This window comes from Stenotrophomonas sp. SY1 (assembly GCF_021202945.1).
In the GTDB taxonomy this organism is placed as follows: domain Bacteria; phylum Pseudomonadota; class Gammaproteobacteria; order Xanthomonadales; family Xanthomonadaceae; genus Stenotrophomonas.
The window spans coordinates 112275-128543 of record NZ_JAJOYR010000002.1; the positions used below are offsets into that span (position 1 = coordinate 112275).

The following is a 16269-nucleotide window of genomic DNA, read 5'->3' on the forward strand; positions in this document are numbered from 1 at the left end:
ACCAGGAGCCACAAGGCTCCCGGCATGAAAAGCCCGGCCCCGTGCCGGGTTTTTTGTTGCCCGCAGATCGGAACCACGCCCCGCTGAAGCCCATCCGGAGAAGCACCTGCCGAGCGCGGCCCGGCACCACCGGATGATCGGCACAAAAAACGCCGCCTCCCCATTGGGAAAACGGCGCCTTTCTGAAGATGCCGAGAATTCCTCAGCCCTGCGCGTGGCGCTCCTCGGCCTCGAGGATCTTCTGCTGATCGAAGAAGGCCATGATGTCCTTCATGATCGGCCAGGTTCCCTCACGGCCTAGCGCCGACACCAGGTACCACGGGCCGGTCCAGCCAAGCTCCTTGACCACCTGCTCGGCCGCGGCCTTCGCCTCGTCCTCGAACATCAGGTCGGCCTTGTTCAGCACCAGCCAGCGCGGCTTCTCCAGCAGCTCCGGATCATGCTTGCCCAGCTCGCGCTCGATGGCGCGCACCTGCTCGATCGGCGAGATGCCCTCCACGCCCCCTTCCATCGGCGAGATGTCCACGAGGTGCAGCAACAGGCGGGTGCGCTGCAGGTGGCGCAGGAACTGCGCACCAAGGCCAGCGCCGTCGGCCGCACCCTCGATCAGGCCCGGAATGTCGGCAATCACGAAGCTGCGGTAGTTCTCCACCTTCACCACACCCAGGTTCGGGTACAGCGTGGTGAACGGGTAATCGGCCACCTTCGGCGTCGCCGCCGAGACCGCGCGAATCAGGGTGCTCTTGCCGGCATTGGGGAAGCCCAGCAGGCCGACGTCGGCCAGCAGCTTCAGCTCCAGCTTGAGCAGGCGCTCCTCGCCCTCCTCGCCCGGCAGCGCCTGGCGCGGCGCGCGGTTGGTGGAGCTCTTGAAGTGCATGTTGCCCAGGCCGCCACGGCCGCCCTTGGCCACCAGCAGGCGGTCGCCGTGCTGGGTCAGGTCGCCGATCACCTCGTCGGTGGCCACGTTGATGATCACGGTGCCGACCGGCACGGTGATGACCAGGTCTTCGCCACCCTTGCCGTAGGCCTGCCGGCCCATGCCGTTCTCGCCGCGCTGCGCCTTGAAGATGCGGTCATGGCGGAAGTCGACCAGGGTGTTCAGGTTCTCGTCGGCGCGGATCCACACGCTGCCGCCATTGCCACCGTCACCACCATCCGGGCCACCCAGCGGGATGAACTTCTCTCGGCGAAAGCCGATGCAGCCGTTACCGCCGTTGCCAGCGATGACCTGGATCTCCGCTTCGTCTACAAGTTTCATGATTCTGGTTGCCCACTGATGGCGGCAGGCGAATTGCCCGACCGCAAAGTCTAACGGCCCTGGCGCTGCCAGGGAAAACGGGCCCGAAAACCCGCTGCTTCATTTCTGCCGCCAACGAAAAACCCCGCCGAAGCGGGGCTTTCGTCAGCTGCCCACGCTGGGCGTGGGCGCCTGCGCGTGCGGAATCAGACTTCCGTCACCACGCTGACGGTGCGGCGCTTGTTGGCGCCCTTCACCGAGAACTCAACCTTGCCATCGACCAGCGCGAACAGCGTGTGGTCGCGGCCCAGGCCGACGCCTGCGCCCGGGTGGAACTGGGTGCCGCGCTGACGCACGATGATGTTGCCAGCTTCGATGGCCTGGCCACCGAAGATCTTGACGCCCAGGTACTTCGGGTTGGAATCGCGACCGTTGCGCGAGGAGCCTACGCCCTTTTTATGTGCCATGACGGATTCTCCTTTGCTTAGCCGGCGATGCCGGTGATTTGGATTTCGGTGTAGTACTGACGGTGACCCTGACGCTTCATGTGGTGCTTACGGCGACGGAACTTGATGATCCGGACCTTGTCGGCGCGGCCGTGGGCCACAACCTTGGCGGTCACCGAAGCGCCCTTCAGCGCATCACCCAGCTTGATGCCGTCGGCATCGCCGAGCATCAGGATGTTGTCGAACTTGATCTCGCTGCCAGCTTCGACTTCGAGCTTTTCAACGCGAAGGGTTTCACCCTGCGCGACGCGGTACTGCTTACCGCCAGTTACCAGAACTGCATACATGACCAGACTTCCTCTGTAGTTATTGTGGTCGCCGTGCCCGCCATCGAGGGCGGACAGAAGCGGGATTTTACCGACAGGACCAAGTCCGGGTCAACCCACCCCTTGCTCGGAAATCTCTGCCTGAACAAAGACCTGCATCCGGGGTTCAGCTCCGTTGCCCGACTGGCAATTGCGGCAATTGCCCCCAAATCACAAGGCCGCTAGGCTGATTGATTGCCGTCAGCTACGCCCCCCTCTTCTGCCCCCGGCCAGCCGGTGGCGGTCAAAACCGGATCTCCCATGGCGATGGATTTCATCCGCATCCGCGGTGCGCGGACGCACAACCTCAAGAACATCGACCTCGACCTGCCCCGCGACAAACTGATCGTGATCACCGGCCTGTCCGGTTCGGGCAAGTCCTCGCTGGCGTTCGACACCATCTATGCCGAAGGCCAGCGCCGCTACGTCGAGTCGCTGTCGGCCTATGCACGCCAGTTCCTCAGCGTGATGGAAAAGCCGGACCTGGACCACATCGAAGGCCTGTCCCCGGCCATCTCGATCGAGCAGAAGTCCACCTCGCACAACCCGCGCTCGACCGTGGGCACCATCACCGAGATCTACGACTACCTGCGCCTGCTCTACGCCCGCGTCGGCAGCCCGTGCTGCCCGGACCACGGCTACCCGTTGGAAGCGCAGACGGTCAGCCAGATGGTCGACCAGGTGCTCGCGCTCGACCCGGAGCAGCGCTACATGCTGCTGGCGCCGGTAATCCGCGAGCGCAAGGGTGAGCACGTGCAGGTGTTCGACCAGCTGCGCGCGCAGGGTTTCGTGCGCGTGCGGGTGGATGGGGAACTGCACGAAATCGATGCGGTGCCGCCGCTGGCGCTGCGCCAGAAGCACACGATCGAAGCGGTGATCGACCGCTTCCGCCCGCGCGAGGACATCAAGCAGCGCCTGGCCGAAAGCTTTGAAACCGCGCTCAAGCTGGGCGACGGCATGGCCTCGGTACAGAGCCTGGATGGCACCGATGCCGAAGCGCATCTGTTCTCGTCCAAGTATTCCTGCCCGGTGTGCGATTACGCGCTGCCGGAGCTGGAACCGCGCCTGTTCTCGTTCAACTCACCGGTCGGCGCCTGCCCCGGTTGTGACGGCCTGGGCATGGCCGAATTCTTCGACCCTTCGCGCGTGGTGATCCACCCGGAGCTGTCGCTGGCCGCAGGTGCGGTGCGCGGCTGGGACCGTCGCAACGCGTATTACTTCCAACTGATCGCCTCGCTGGCCAAGCACTACAAGTTCGACGTGGATGCGCCGTGGCAATCGCTGCCCGAGCATGTGCAGAAGGCGGTGCTGTACGGCAGTGGCGAGGAGCAGGTGACCTTCACCTACTTCACCGAGGCCGGTGGCCGCAGCCAGCGCAAGCATCGCTTCGAAGGCATCATTCCGAACCTCGAACGCCGTTACCGCGAAACCGAATCGCCGGCGGTGCGCGAAGAGCTGGCCAAGTACATCAGCGCGCGGCCGTGCCCGGAGTGCAAGGGCGCGCGCTTGAACAAGGCCGCACGCAACGTGTTCGTCGCCGACCGGCCGCTGCCGGAAATCGCGGTGATGCCCATCGATGAAGCCAAGCGCTTCTTCGGCACGCTGTCCCTGCCCGGCTGGCGCGGTGAAATCGCGACCAAGATCGTCAAGGAAATCGGCGAACGACTGGGTTTCCTGGTCGACGTGGGCCTGGATTACCTCACCCTGGAACGCAAGGCCGACACCCTGTCCGGTGGCGAGGCGCAGCGCATCCGCCTGGCATCGCAGATCGGCGCCGGCCTGGTCGGCGTGATGTACGTGCTCGACGAGCCCTCCATCGGCCTGCACCAGCGCGACAACGAGCGCCTGCTCGGCACCCTCACCCGCCTGCGTGACCTGGGCAACACGGTGATCGTGGTCGAACATGACGAGGACGCGATCCGGCTGGCCGACTACGTGCTGGATATCGGCCCCGGTGCCGGTGTGCACGGTGGCGAGATCGTCGGCCAGGGAACTCTGCAGGACATCCTCGACGCACCGCGCTCGCTGACCGGCCAGTACCTGTCGGGCAAGCGCGCGATCGAGATTCCGGCGCGGCGCCACAAGCCCAACCCGAAGATGACGCTGCACCTGCGCGGCGCCAGCGGCAACAACCTGAAGAATGTCGACCTGGATGTGCCGGCCGGCCTGCTGACCTGTGTGACCGGCGTATCCGGCTCGGGCAAGTCGACGCTGATCAACGACACGCTGTTCACCCTGGCCGCCAACGAAATCAACGGTGCTTCGCACCCGATCGCGCCGTACAAGACGGTGGACGGGCTGGACCTGTTCGACAAGGTGGTGGATATCGACCAGTCGCCGATCGGGCGCACGCCGCGCTCGAACCCGGCCACCTACACCGGCCTGTTCACGCCGTTGCGCGAACTCTACGCACAGGTGCCCGAAGCGCGTGCGCGTGGTTATTCGCCGGGCCGCTTCAGCTTCAACGTGCGTGGCGGCCGTTGCGAAGCCTGCCAGGGCGATGGCTTGATCAAGGTGGAAATGCACTTCCTGCCGGACGTGTACGTGCCCTGTGACGTCTGCCACGGCAAGCGCTACAACCGCGAGACGCTGGAGATCCTCTACAAGGGTTACAACATCAACGACGTGCTGGAGATGACGGTCGAAGATGCGTTGCGCCTGTTCGAGCCGGTGCCATCGATCGCACGCAAGCTGGAAACGCTGGTCGACGTGGGCCTGAGCTACATCAAGCTGGGCCAGAGCGCGACCACGCTGTCCGGTGGTGAAGCGCAGCGCGTGAAGTTGTCCAAGGAACTGTCGCGCCGCGATACCGGCCGCACCCTGTACATCCTCGACGAGCCGACCACCGGCCTGCATTTCCACGACATCGAAGCGCTGCTCGGCGTGCTGCACAAGCTGCGCGACGAAGGCAACACGGTGGTGGTGATCGAGCACAACCTGGACGTGATCAAGACCGCCGACTGGATCGTCGATCTGGGTCCGGAAGGTGGCCATCGCGGTGGCACCATCCTGGTCACCGGCACGCCGGAAGATGTGGCCGCGCATCCGGATTCGTACACCGGCCAGTTCCTGGCCAAGATGCTGCCCTCCACCAGCGCGCGCCCCGAGCGCCCTGCCGCCGTGGCCAACAAGCCCGACGCGCGTCCGCCGCGCAAGGAAAAGCCCGCCAAGAAGACGGCCACCAAGAAGGCCGCCACCACCAGCAAGAAGAAGGCTTCGCAATGAGCACCGAACACAAGCAACTGGCCCGCGTGCCGATCAGCGTGCGCTGGCGCGACATGGACTCGATGGGCCACGTCAACAACGCCAAGTACGTGTCCTATCTGGAAGAAGCGCGCGTGCGCTGGATGCTGGGTGTGGAAGGCGTGTCGATGAGTGACCGGATCGCGCCGGTGGTGGCCAACACCAACATCAACTACCGCCTGCCGATCGTGTGGCCCAACGACATCGTGGTGGAGCTGTTCGTCGAACGCCTGGGCAACAGCAGCGTGACCATCGGCCATCGCATCGTCGATCAGAAGGACCCCGGCACGCTGTACTCCGACGGCAATGTGGTCGTCGTGTGGATGGATACGCAGACCGGCAAGAGCGCGCCATTGCCGGAAGCGGTGCGGAACGCTTCGAGCTGAGCTGCTGCGTGCATTGCTGGAATGAAGAAAGCCGCCCTTTAGGGCGGCTTTCTTTTTCCGGCTGAAGCGCAGAAGCGCCCCCTCTCCCCAACCCCTCTCCCGCAAGGGGAGAGGGGCTTTGAAAGCTGAGGTCGCAAGCAATGCTTCAACTCGAAGCAGACTGAGCCCCTCTCCCCTTGCGGGGTGAGAGGGGCAGCCTACGAACCACCGGTTCGTTGCCCATCGAACGCCCTTGCGCCAGCGCAAGGGCCGGGGCGCAAAGCGGGGGTTGGGGAGAGGGGCAGCTCCTGGCAAACCAGCCAACTCAACCCCGCTTACTTCAACGCCACCTTCGGAAAATCCACCGGCACATCCAGTGCCACGTTGATGTAGTTGGTGAACAGGTTGAGCGCGACATGGGCCAGGATTTCCACGACCTGCCCATCGTCAAAGCCGGCAGCACGCAGCTGCGCGACATCGGCATCACCAACCTGTGCACGTTGCTCCACCACCTTCAACGCGAACGCCAGTGCGGCAGCGGTGCGGGCGTCGTCGGACTGCCCGCCCTGCGCAGCCGCCATTTCATCGGCGGAAGCACCGGCGTTCTGGCCGAGGACGGTGTGCGCTGCGAGGCAGTATTCGCAACGATTGCGGTTGGCGATGGCCACGGCGATCTGCTCGCCGAGACGCGCGCCCAGCGTGCCCTTGCCCAGGGCACCGAAGGCAGCCCACATGCTCTGCAGCGCCGCCGGTGAATTGGCAACGGCCTTGAACATGTTCGGCGTGGCGCCGAAGGCTTGATGGATCTGGGCCAGCAACGGTTGGCTGGCAGCGGGAGCGGTTTGGGATTGGAGGCTGACGCGGGACATGGTGATCTCCTGATCGTGAGGGGATGAAGCGAATCGGGCTGCGTTGCCCGTGAAGCCAGTTTCCCTCGCCACAACGAACCATTTGATACGATTCGTACATCAAATGAACCAATTGATACAAATGAGCACCCATCCCCCCATTGATCGGCTGGCCGGCATCCTGGAGAACTTCCGCTTCCAGGCGCAGTTGCATCACTCCGGGCCGCTGTGCGGGCTCACCGCCTTCGATGCCGGGCAAGGTCACGGCTACCTGCACGTCCTGCGCCGCGGGCAGTTGGAGGTGAGTCATCCAGGCCACCGCGACCTGCCGGCCACGATGCACTTCGAAGTGCCCACGCTGCTGTTCTATCCCCGTCCGCTCACCCATCGCTTCCACAACCCACCGCGCGAAGGCGCTGATTTCACCTGCGCGCGGATCGATTTCGATGACGGCGTCTCGCATCCACTGGTGCGCGGCCTGCCCTCGCTCATCGCGCTTCCGCTGACGCGGATACCCGGATTGGAGATGGCGCTCGAACTCCTGTTCGCGGAGACCGACCAGGCACGCTGCGGGCAGCGGCTGCTGGCCGACCGGCTGTTCGAAGTGGTGCTGATCCAGTTGCTGCGATGGCTGCTTGATCATCCACAGGAAGCTGGCATCCGGCCCGGCTTCATCACCGGTTTGTCCGACCCACGACTGGCACGCGCGCTGGTCGCCATGCACGATCTTCCGGGCGAACCATGGACGCTCAGCCGCATGGCCGAGCGCGCGGGCATGTCGCGCACGGCCTTCGCCAATGCGTTCCGCGAACGGGTGGGACAGACACCGGCGGACTATCTGAGCGACTGGCGCATCGCCCTGGCCCAGCGCGGCTTGCGCCTTGGCAGGCCGATCAAACTGCTTGCCGACGAACTGGGCTATGCCAACGCTTCTGCCCTGTCGCGGGCATTCACCGCGAAGGCAGGCGTGTCACCGCGCGACTGGCTCAAGCTGGCCGCCACGCGCGATGACGACACGCAACTGCTTCAAACCGATTCCACGCACTGAACCGCTGGCTGGCGCTACGGCCGCGCCGGTGCGTCACGCCGCACCTGCAACGTGCCGTCCACGCGCCGGCCATCTTCCAGGCTCAATCGCAGCGGCAGCTGCGCGCCTTCCTTGAGCTGCACCTGCGGCTGCATCAGCATCAGGTGCAAGCCACCGGGCTTGAGCTCGACCGAAGCACCTGCGGCTATCGGCAACCGCGCCACCTCGCGCATCCGGCTGACACCCTGGTTCAAGGTAGTTTCGTGCAGCGACACTCCGCCAAACGCCCGGCTGCCCGCTGCCACGACAACGATTTCATCGCGGCAATCATTGCGCAGCCGCGCGTACCCGGCCGCCATCGGCATGGCCATCGGCAGCAAGCGGACCCAGCCGTCAGTGAGGGTCACACAGGCCGGCGCCGCTACCTCGGCAGCGGCCGGGAAGGCACACATGGCCAGCAGTACGCCCACGAATGGTTTGGTTATCATCGAGACCACGACTCCCTGCCGTACGAGAAATCGCAGCATGACCACGCTTATTGAAGTGATCAACCATGGCCCCATCCGCGAGCTGCGCCTGGCACGCCCGCCGGTCAACGCACTGGACACCGAGCTGTGCCGCGCGCTGATCACCGCGCTCAACCAGGCCATGACCGACGATGTGCACGGCATCGTGCTGTCCGGCAGCGAGCGCATCTTCACCGGTGGCATGGACGTGCCGTACCTGCTGCGCCATGGCCAGGACAAGCACAAGCTGCTGGACAGCTGGCAGGCATTCTTCGGCGCCGCGCGCACGCTGGCCGAAAGCCGCATCCCGGTGGTGGCCGCGCTGACCGGTCATTCCCCGGCCGGCGGTTGCGTGCTGGCGCTGTGCTGCGACTACCGGGTGATGGCCCGCAGCGTCGATCCGGCCAAGCCCTACGTGATCGGCCTGAATGAAGTGCAGGTTGGCCTGGTCGCCCCGGAGGGCATCCAGCGCCTGATGCGGCGCGTGGTCGGCACCCACCGTGCCGCCGTGCTGCTGGCCGGCGGTCAGCTGGTCACCGCCGAGCGAGCACTGGACATCGGCCTGGTCGATGAACTGGCCGACGGCGCCACGCAGGTCGTCGAACACGCCGTGGCGTGGATGCAGGCGCAGTTGAAGCTGCCGCGCCAGCCGATGCTGCAGACCCGTGCCATCGCCCGCGCCGACCTGCACGAGGCCATGCAGCCGGAGCACATCCAGCTCGACCGTTTTGTCGAAAGCTGGTTCTCGCCCGATGCGCAGGCCGCACTGCAGGCCCTGGTCGCCCGCCTGGGCAAGAGCTGATCCGTACCGGGCAGCGGGCGGGCGCACACGCGCCGCCCGCTATAATCGCGGCCTGTCGAATCGAAGGCCGCCGTCTTGTCCGCCAATGCCGAACCCGTCGTAACCGAACTGATTGACCTGTTGTCGCTGGAGCGGCTGGAGGACAACCTGTTCCGCGGCCAGAGCCGCGACATCGGCACCAAGTACGTGTTTGGTGGCCAGGTGCTGGGCCAGGCGCTGGCCGCCGCCCAGGCCACCATCGGCAACGGCCGACATGTGCATTCGCTGCACGCCTACTTCCTGCGCGCCGGCAACATCGACCACCCGATCATCTACGACGTCGACCGCACCCGCGACGGCGGCAGTTTCTCGGTACGCCGGGTCACCGCGATCCAGCACGGCAAGGTGATCTTCTTCTGCGCGGCCTCGTTCCAGCAGGCCGAACACGGCGCCGAGCACCAGCACAAGATGCCCGAGGTGCCGCAGCCCGAAGACATCGAACCCAACCGCCCGCTGCCGGCCGATGTGCTGGAGCGGCTCCCGGTGAAAGTGCAGCGCTGGCTCTCGCGCGGCGGCCCGTTCGAGTTCCGCCATGTCTATCCGCGCGACGAACTCAACCCGCCCAAGCGCCCGCCCTACCACCAGGTGTGGCTGCGTCTGAACGAGAAGGTCGGCGACGCACCGGAACTGCACCAGGCGCTGCTGGCCTACGCCTCCGACTTCCACCTGCTGGGCACGGCAACCTTCCCGCACGGCATCAGCTACTACCAGCCGCATGTGCAGATGGCCTCGCTGGATCACGCCATCTGGTTCCACCGCCCGTTCCGCGTGGACGACTGGCTGCTGTACTCATTGGACAGCCCCAGCGCACAGGATTCGCGCGGGCTGGCGCGCGGCCAGTTCTACACCCGCGATGGCGTGCTGGTGGCCAGCACCGCGCAGGAAGGCCTGATCCGGGTGACCCCGGACGACACCGACACGAGCAAGGGCTGAACCATGCGCAAGATCTTCAGCAGCCAGCGCGTTGAGAATGCCGAAGGCGTGGCGCAGATGCTGCGCGATGCCGGCATCGAGGTACGCGTCACCAATGGCCGTTCGTACCGCAGCAAGCGCCGTGGCCAGTTCAGCTATCTCGACAAGAACGACGGCACCAACCAGCCATCGGTCTGGGTGGTGCATGCCGACGACCAGCCGCGTGCGCGTGAAATCCTGCGTGATGCGCGCCTGCTCGACACCACCCGCCGCGACCACCCCACCGCCGAGTACGCGTTCCGCGACGCCCCTGCGCAGGCCAGTGGCCGCAGTTGGGCCTGGCGCATCCGCATCGCGCTGCTGCTGGTGATTGCCGGCGTTGCGCTGGTGATCATGCTGCGCCATCGCGGCGCGCCCACCCAGGCCGTTGCACCGCCTGCGCAACAGGCGCAACCGGCGCCGGCCGCGGAACAGCCCGAGGAAATCCGGGTGCGCATCCAGCCCAGCACACCGCCTCCGCCTCCGGCACCGGCACCGGCACCGGCACAGTAAGTCGGTCACATCTGCCGAGCGCGCCCGTCATGTCTTGCATGCCCCTGGGGAACTGCCGATGACGAGCGCGACGCTGGAAACCATGCTGCAACGCGAACTGCCCGCCGCCCGCAACGGCTGCGCGCAGTCCTACGGACGCATCGTGATGGCCTGCCAGAACACGGTGACGGCCATTGCCCTGGCGATCACCCGCGACGTACAGGCCAGCGAGGACATCGCCCAGGAGGCCTTCATCAAGGCCTGGCAGCAGCTCACCCGGCTCAACAACGCCAGCAGCTTCCTGCCCTGGCTGCGGCAGATCACCCGCAACCTCGCCCGCGACTGGCTGCGCGCCAACCGCAACCGCCCATTGAGTGGCGAAGCGGCGGACATCGCCATCGGCATGGCGGCCGACCCTGCCCTGGACGGCGCCGACGAAATGGCACGGGTGGAAGAAGAACTGGCCGCCGAGGAGATCATTTCCGCGTTGCCCGAGGACAGCCGCGAAACCCTGCTGCTGTTCTACCGCGAAGGCCAGAGTTCGCAGCAGGTCGCCCTGCTGCTGGGGCTCAGTGACGCGGCCGTACGCAAACGTCTGTCGCGGGCCCGCGCCAGCGTGCGCGAGGAAATGCTCAAGCGCTTTGGCGAGTTCGCCCGCGCCAGCGCGCCCGGCACCGCGTTCGCTGCCATCGTCAGCTCGGCGGTGATGCTGGCGGCCCCGACCACGGCCAGTGCGATCGCCATCGCCAGCAGCGCCAGCGTGGCCGGTGCCGGCAAGCTGGGCGCCGGCGGCCTGGGTGCCAACACCGTGGGCGGCGGTGCGGCCGGTGGCTCACTGGGTGCGGTGGCAAACACGCTGATGCACAACCCACTGGATCTGTGGCTGATTGCCGCCGGCATCGGGACCGGCATGCTCGCCGCGTGGTTTTCCAGCCTGTACCTGCTGCGCTATGCCGAAACCGCCGATGAGCAACGCGACCTGCGCCGCTTCCTGCGCCTGCATAACCTGATCACCGTGCTGTTCTGCGGCAGCACGTTGGCAGTGGTGGCGCTGCAGCTGAAGCTGGTCGTGGGCCTGAGCGTGCTCGGCGCCGGCATGCTCATCCTCAACTATCTGTACCTGGTCACGCTGCCGAGGGTAATGGCACCGATGCTGGCCCGCGACGCCGCCCGCCATGGGCGCAACGGCCCGACCTGGATTTACCGCAGCATGTTCGGCCGCACCGCCATGGTCAGCGCCACCGCATTTACGGTCGCCACGGTGTTGTTTGTGCTGCTGAACAAGTAACGCAACCAACTCCGCGTTCGGCCCAGCCAGTTAAAAGAACACCCCCGCTGTTTTCAGCGGGGGTGCATGAGGGCGTCACAGGCAATGTAGGAGCGGCGTGAGCCGCGAAGCTGATGTAGCCTGCTGGTGCAGGAAAAATCCGTAATTGCTGGCATTTTGCACTGCTGCTGGATTGCCAGCTTCGCGGCTCACGCCGCTCCTACATGCCCTCGGCAGCCTGCATCCGCCGCTCCTACGCCCACCGGGTTTCCCCGGACAGCCGCGGCACCTTTCCCGGCTTACTTCGCGGCCGGTGCCGGCATCGGCGCACGCGGGCCACGCGGGCCGTCCTTGCCACGGACCGCGTGCAGCTCGGCCTGGCTCAGCTTGCCATCCTTGTCGGTATCGGCCTTGGCAAACCATTCGGCGCGGCGCTGCTCGGCACGGGCCTGACGGTCAGCCTGGTCGATGAAACCGTCCTTGTTGAGGTCCATGCGGTCGAACTGGGCGCGATGCTCGGCGGCACTGATACGGCCGTCGTTGTCGGTATCCATACCGCGCATGAAGCCACCATCACGACCGCCATCGCGGCCACCATGACCGCCGTGAGCGTGGCCGCCACGGCCGTGACGATCACCGAAACGCGGGGCCGGCATTTCATCGCGCGCCAGCTTGCCGTCCTTGTTCTTGTCCAGTTCGTCGAAACGCTGGGCCAGGCGCGGATGCGATGCAGCTTCCTGGCGGTCGATCACGCCGTCGCCGTTGCTGTCCATGCGCGGTGCGGTCGGCTTCGGGCTGGCGGGGCTGGCAGCGATGGCCAGGCCGGTCGCCGAAGTTGCCAACAGCATGGCCAGCAGGAGCAGAGGTTTACGCCGGGTCATTGTGCGTCTCCGAGGGTGGAAGATCGGACGCGACAGTGCGTCCTCGCTACGGTCAACGCACCACCGTCACGTCCGTTGACCGCCGAACCTGCCACGTTCATCACGCGGACAGGCGCATGTTTTGAGACCCACGAAGGCTATGCTGCGGACATGGCTTTGCATCGCGACCCCAACCAGGAACTGCGCCTGTTCCAGACCGGCGAACACCCCTGCGGCTACTGGCCCGACCGGCAGGCGCGCGACCTCGTGCTCGACCCGCAGGACGAGCGCCTGGCCGAGCTGTACCCGATGGCGCTGGGCTGGGGGTTTCGACGTTCGGGCAACCTGGTCTACCGCCCGCATTGCATCAACTGCCGGGCCTGCGTGCCGGTGCGCATTCCGGTGGCGCGCTTCATCCCGGACCGCACCCAGCGCCGCACCCTTGCCCGTAATGCCGACCTGGAGTGCCGGGTACTGCCGGCCGAACGTACCGACGAACAATTCGCGCTCTACCAACGCTACCTGCAGCACCGCCACGCCAATGGCGGCATGGACGACCACGGCCCGCACGAGTTCGACCAGTTCCTGGTCGGCGACTGGTCGCATGGCCGCTTCATGGAGATACGCACGCGCGGCATCGATGGCCATCGCGGGCAGCTGCTTGCAGTGGCCGTGACCGACCTCACTGCGTTGGGGCTGTCGGCCGTGTACACCTTCTTCGACCCCGACCAGGCCAAGCGCAGCCTGGGCACGTTCGGCATCCTCCAGCAGATCGCCTGGGCACAGCGGCTGGGTCTGCCGCACCTGTATCTGGGCTACTGGATTCACGGCCATCGCAAGATGGATTACAAGCGCCGCTTCCACCCGCTGGAAGCCTACGACGGCCATCACTGGCAGGGTTTCGACGGCCTATTGGACGAACGCTGACAAACCACTGACACCGGCGACGTGCAAAATGGCGGGTATGAAAACCCATGCCCTGATCGCCGCCGTGGCCCTGCTGTGCAGCGCCTGCGCACAATCCACCGAGCGGACCTCCGCAATGCCCGAACCCTCTCCTGCGCAACTGCGCCTGGCGACCTACAACACTTCGCTGTACTCCGAAGAGGAAGGCGGCCTGATCCGCGAACTGCAGGGCGACAGCGCCCACGCACGCAAGATCGCCGCCGTGTTGCAGCAGGTCCGCCCGGACCTGGTGTTGCTCAACGAATTTGATTTCGACCAGGCCCATCGCGCCGCGGACCTGTTCCAGCAGCGCTACCTGGAGGTTGCCCAGCCCGGCGGCGGCGAGCCGCTGCACTACGCCTATCGTTACCTGGCACCGGTCAACACCGGCGTGCCCAGCGGGCTGGACCTGGACAACAACGGCAGCGTTGGCGGCAAGGGCCGCGAGCGTGGCAACGACGCCTGGGGCTACGGACTGCATCCGGGCCAATACGGCATGTTGGTGCTGTCCAAATACCCCATCGACGAGAAGGCTGCGCGCAGTTTCCAGCTGCTGAAGTGGAGCGCGATGCCCGGTGCCCTGCGACCGATCGAACCGAGCACCGGCAAGTCGTTCTGGCCGGATACGGTGTGGTCGCAGCTGCGCCTGTCATCCAAATCGCACTGGGACGTCCCGGTGAACACGCCGCAGGGCACCGTGCATGTGCTGGCTTCGCACCCCACTCCGCCAGTGTTTGATGGCAAGGAAAAGCGCAACGCCGCCCGCAACCACGACGAACTGCGGTTGTGGAAGGAATACCTGGACGGCGGCGACAAACCCTGGCTGTGCGATGACCAGGGCCGCTGCGGTGGCTTGGCCGCCGATGCGCGCTTCGTGATCATGGGCGACCTCAACAACGACCCCGCCGATGGCGACGGCCGCCATGAGGGCATCCTCGAACTGCTCGAACACCCGCGCGTGCTGCGTTACCCGACCCCGAGCAGCAAGGGCGCCGAGGAAACCGGTATGGCCTACGCCGAGAAAGGCATGGTCCGCCACGGCGCACCGCAGCATGCCACCGGCGATTTCGGCCCGCGTTCGGGCACGATGCGGCTGGACTACGTGCTGCCTTCGACCGGACTCAGCTACATCGGCAGTGGCGTGTTCTGGCCCGCCAATGAGAGCCCGGAGGCGAAGATCGCCGATGGCAGCGACCATCATCTGGTTTGGGTGGACGTGCGCTGAGCGTTGCGTTCCGCATGGATGGAAAACGCCGGCGAAAGCCGGCGTTTTGTTTGGTGCGATGCCAGGAGCTCCCCCTCCCCAACCCTCCCCTTGGCTGCGCCAAAGGGAGGGAGCGGTTCTGCTTGATCTCAGTTCACCGCGAAGGCCGCTTCTGCTCCCTCCCTTTGGCGCAGCCAAGGGGAGGGTTGGGGAGGGGTGCCTTTGGCTTCTGCTTCTGCTTTTGCGACTCAACTCAGCAGGGATTACATCCCAGCCTACGCATCAACGCAGCTCAATCCCGATCGCAGCCGCCGCATCACGCGCGATCGCACGTGCCTGATCCACATCCGCCGCACGCGCCAAGGTAACGCCGACGCGACGCTGCCCCTGCACCACCGGCTTGCCGAACAGGCGCAACGCCGAATCCGGGTGCAGCAGTGCTTCGGCCACGTTGCTGAAGAACGGCACGCCGTTGCCCTGCGCCAGCATCGCGCATGAGGCCGATGGGCCGTTGTGGCGGATCAGCGGAATCGGCAGCCCCAGGATGGCGCGCGCATGCAGCGCGAATTCGCTCAGCTCCTGCGACACGAGGGTCACCAGGCCGGTATCGTGCGGACGCGGCGACACTTCGCTGAACCACACCTCATCGCCCTTCACGAAAAGCTCCACCCCGAACAGACCCCAACCGCCCAGGTCATCGGTGATGGCACGTGCCACGTCCTGCGCGCGTTCCAGCGCCTTGGCCGACATCGCCTGCGGCTGCCAGCTTTCGCGGTAATCGCCATCCTTCTGCAGATGGCCAACCGGGTCGCAGAAGTCGGTGCCGGCAGCGTGGCGCACGGTCAGCAGGGTGATTTCGTAATCGAAATCGATGAAGCCTTCGACGATGCAACGGCCTGCGCCGGCACGGCCGCCGGTCTGCGCGTATTCCCATGCCGGGCCGATGTCGGCTTCGCTGCGCAGCGTGCTCTGGCCCTTGCCCGAGGACGACATCACCGGCTTGACCACGCACGGCAGGCCGATGGCAGCCACGGCATCACGGTATTCGGCTTCGGTATCGACGAAACGGTACGGCGAGGTCGGCAGACCCAGCGTTTCCGCGGCCAGGCGGCGGATGCCTTCACGGTCCATGGTCAGGCGCGCAGCGCGGGCGGTCGGAATCACCCGCAGGCCGTGCTCGGCTTCCAGCTGCACCAGGGTTTCGGTGTGGATGGCCTCGATCTCCGGCACCACCAGGTGCGGCTGCTCCTGCGCGACCAGCGCCTTGAGCGCGGCCGGGTCGAGCATGTCGATGACGTGGCTGCGGTGCGCCACCTGCATCGCCGGTGCGTTCGCATAGCGATCGGCGGCAATCACTTCCACCCCGAAACGTTGCAGCTCGATGGCCACTTCCTTGCCCAGCTCGCCCGAACCGAGCAGCAGGACGCGGGTGGCGGACGGGGACAGCGGGGTACCGAGGGTGATCATCAGGCAGTTCCGGACAGGCGCTAAAGAGGATGCACATTCTAGGGAAGCTGGCGCCGGCTTTGCTTTTTTGCGATCCATCCGGCGCACGGGGAATCGGCCGTCACTCCCGCGCAGGCGGGAATCGCACTGGCTCTGGCCCCAACTTTGGCCTTCAAAAAAGCCCAACGGCCTAGATCGAGCCGAAGAACGAGAACAGTGCGGAGGC

Annotated in this window: 16 protein-coding genes; 9 read left to right on the top strand and 7 right to left on the bottom strand. The window is 65.9% G+C overall.

The genetic code is table 11. The features are described 5' to 3' along the window. Window positions 1–202: 202 nt before the first annotated feature. The 3 genes from obgE to rplU form a co-directional block, all read right to left on the bottom strand. Window positions 203–1258, bottom strand: a complete 1056-nt coding sequence (obgE, locus tag LR961_RS12050) for a GTPase ObgE (RefSeq protein ID WP_232149521.1) — start codon at window positions 1256–1258, stop codon at window positions 203–205. Between the two features lie 185 nt (window positions 1259–1443). Further along, window positions 1444–1704 carry a 50S ribosomal protein L27 gene (gene rpmA / locus LR961_RS12055; protein WP_232149523.1) on the bottom strand — a complete coding sequence of 87 codons (261 nt, stop codon included), beginning with the start codon at window positions 1702–1704 and terminating at the stop codon, window positions 1444–1446. 17 nt (window positions 1705–1721) lie between these two features. Beyond that, a complete protein-coding gene (gene rplU, locus LR961_RS12060; RefSeq protein ID WP_132864516.1) occupies window positions 1722–2030 on the bottom strand; it encodes a 50S ribosomal protein L21 in 309 nt (102 codons plus the stop codon). 279 nt (window positions 2031–2309) lie between these two features. Here rplU and uvrA point away from each other — a divergent pair, with 279 nt between their 5' ends. Together uvrA and LR961_RS12070 are read left to right on the top strand one after the other, a co-directional pair. Next, on the top strand, window positions 2310–5273 hold the full coding sequence (uvrA, locus tag LR961_RS12065; RefSeq protein ID WP_232149525.1) for an excinuclease ABC subunit UvrA: 2964 nt from the start codon (window positions 2310–2312) through the stop codon (window positions 5271–5273). Next, window positions 5270–5677, top strand: a complete 408-nt coding sequence (locus LR961_RS12070) for a thioesterase family protein (RefSeq protein WP_232149528.1) — start codon at window positions 5270–5272, stop codon at window positions 5675–5677. Before uvrA ends, LR961_RS12070 begins: the two co-directional genes overlap by 4 nt. A gap of 314 nt (window positions 5678–5991) precedes the next feature. On the opposite strand, the gene LR961_RS12075 is transcribed toward LR961_RS12070, so the two are convergent. After that, entirely contained in the window at window positions 5992–6525 is a 534-nt protein-coding gene (locus LR961_RS12075) for a peroxidase-related enzyme (protein ID WP_232149531.1), read from the bottom strand. A 121-nt stretch (window positions 6526–6646) separates the two neighbouring features. On the opposite strand from LR961_RS12075, the gene LR961_RS12080 reads away from it, so the two are divergent. Further along, the gene (locus tag LR961_RS12080; protein WP_232149532.1) at window positions 6647–7552 is read left to right on the top strand and encodes an AraC family transcriptional regulator; all 906 of its coding nucleotides are present in this window, start codon (window positions 6647–6649) and stop codon (window positions 7550–7552) included. A 14-nt stretch (window positions 7553–7566) separates the two neighbouring features. Here LR961_RS12080 and LR961_RS12085 read toward each other — a convergent pair whose 3' ends face one another. Continuing rightward, on the bottom strand, window positions 7567–8019 hold the full coding sequence (locus LR961_RS12085; RefSeq protein ID WP_232149535.1) for a copper chaperone PCu(A)C: 453 nt from the start codon (window positions 8017–8019) through the stop codon (window positions 7567–7569). Between the two features lie 37 nt (window positions 8020–8056). Between LR961_RS12085 and LR961_RS12090 the strand changes: the two genes are divergently transcribed. The 4 genes from LR961_RS12090 to LR961_RS12105 all read left to right on the top strand — a co-directional run bounded on the left by LR961_RS12090 (window position 8057) and on the right by LR961_RS12105 (window position 11609). Beyond that, the gene (locus LR961_RS12090; RefSeq protein ID WP_232149537.1) at window positions 8057–8839 is read left to right on the top strand and encodes an enoyl-CoA hydratase/isomerase family protein; all 783 of its coding nucleotides are present in this window, start codon (window positions 8057–8059) and stop codon (window positions 8837–8839) included. A 75-nt stretch (window positions 8840–8914) separates the two neighbouring features. Further along, window positions 8915–9811 carry an acyl-CoA thioesterase II gene (gene tesB / locus LR961_RS12095; protein WP_232149538.1) on the top strand — a complete coding sequence of 299 codons (897 nt, stop codon included), beginning with the start codon at window positions 8915–8917 and terminating at the stop codon, window positions 9809–9811. 3 nt (window positions 9812–9814) lie between these two features. Then, on the top strand, window positions 9815–10342 hold the full coding sequence (locus LR961_RS12100; RefSeq protein WP_232149539.1) for a DUF2007 domain-containing protein: 528 nt from the start codon (window positions 9815–9817) through the stop codon (window positions 10340–10342). Window positions 10343–10400: 58 nt separating this feature from the next. Beyond that, complete coding sequence (locus LR961_RS12105) at window positions 10401–11609, top strand: sigma-70 family RNA polymerase sigma factor (RefSeq protein WP_232149540.1); 1209 nt, start codon at window positions 10401–10403, stop codon at window positions 11607–11609. 278 nt (window positions 11610–11887) lie between these two features. Here LR961_RS12105 and LR961_RS12110 read toward each other — a convergent pair whose 3' ends face one another. Then, window positions 11888–12469, bottom strand: a complete 582-nt coding sequence (locus tag LR961_RS12110) for a hypothetical protein (protein WP_232149541.1) — start codon at window positions 12467–12469, stop codon at window positions 11888–11890. A 150-nt stretch (window positions 12470–12619) separates the two neighbouring features. Here LR961_RS12110 and LR961_RS12115 point away from each other — a divergent pair, with 150 nt between their 5' ends. Further along, window positions 12620–13375: an arginyltransferase gene (locus tag LR961_RS12115; protein WP_232149542.1), complete on the top strand. Its 756-nt coding sequence runs from the start codon at window positions 12620–12622 to the stop codon at window positions 13373–13375. A 28-nt stretch (window positions 13376–13403) separates the two neighbouring features. Beyond that, window positions 13404–14618 (top strand): endonuclease/exonuclease/phosphatase family protein, encoded by a 1215-nt coding sequence (locus tag LR961_RS12120; protein WP_232149543.1) that lies wholly within the window; start codon window positions 13404–13406, stop codon window positions 14616–14618. A 261-nt stretch (window positions 14619–14879) separates the two neighbouring features. Here LR961_RS12120 and purT read toward each other — a convergent pair whose 3' ends face one another. Next, the gene (gene purT / locus LR961_RS12125) at window positions 14880–16064 is read right to left on the bottom strand and encodes a formate-dependent phosphoribosylglycinamide formyltransferase (protein ID WP_232149544.1); all 1185 of its coding nucleotides are present in this window, start codon (window positions 16062–16064) and stop codon (window positions 14880–14882) included. Window positions 16065–16269: the final 205 nt, after the last annotated feature.